Annotated in this window: 1 protein-coding gene; it reads left to right on the top strand. The window is 69.9% G+C overall.

Annotation, left to right across the window (positions count from 1 at the left end; genetic code table 11):
* Positions 1–76: 76 nt before the first annotated feature.
* The gene (locus GT354_RS40285; RefSeq protein WP_202512831.1) at positions 77–655 is read left to right on the top strand and encodes a hypothetical protein; all 579 of its coding nucleotides are present in this window, start codon (positions 77–79) and stop codon (positions 653–655) included.
* Positions 656–734: the final 79 nt, after the last annotated feature.

Below are 734 nucleotides of genomic sequence, written 5' to 3' on the forward strand. Positions count from 1 at the left end.
GACTCCGTAAGGCGTATCCACGGTCACGACCACAGGCCGAGGCCGAGGTGCCTGTCGGCGCCATAGCGTGACGGGTATGGATCTCAGCGGGGGCAGGAACACCGGTACCACGTCGACGAAACGGCCGTACAGCGCGCTGCCGGCCTTCGTTCGCTTCGTCGTCCTCGGTGGCGGCACGGGGCTCCTCGGCAGCGGTTTGCTGATGGTGACCTCCGACCGCCTCACCCTGCCGGTCGCCAACGCGCTGGTCTCCGTGCTGAGTACCGTCGTCGCCACCGAATTGCACCACCGCTTCACCTTCGCCGAGGGGCGCCCGAGCGGCGGGTGGGCGGGGCGGGCGGCCCATGTGGGGTCGGCCGGTACGGCCTTGGTCGCCTACCTGTTCACCACGGCCGCGATGCTCGGGCTGGCGGCGGCCGTGCCCTCGGCCGACATGGTGACCCAACAGGCCGTCTACCTCGGCGCCTCCGGCCTCGCCGGCATCGGCCGCTTCGTACTTCTGCGGTGCTTCGTCTTCGCCGCCCGTACCAAGACCGCGCCCACCCGGCGCGCGGTTGTCCGGGTGACGGGCGAACCGGTTCCGATGCGTACCGGCTCCCGATTCGGGATCGGAGCCCCGGACTCGGTCCGCTCGTCGATGCGCATCGCGGCGTAGTCCGAACAGCCGAACGGCCGAACAGCCCAACAACCGAACCCCGAACAACCGAACCCCGAACAACCGAACCCCGAACAAC

This window comes from Streptomyces sp. SID3343, from assembly GCF_009865215.1.
Classification (GTDB): Bacteria; Actinomycetota; Actinomycetes; order Streptomycetales; family Streptomycetaceae; genus Embleya.

What these genes read in the sequence shown, in the direction of transcription:
- GT354_RS40285 (WP_202512831.1), top strand. Translation starts at nt 77, where the DNA reads ATGGATCTCAGCGGGGGCAGGAACACCGGTACCACGTCGACGAAACGG.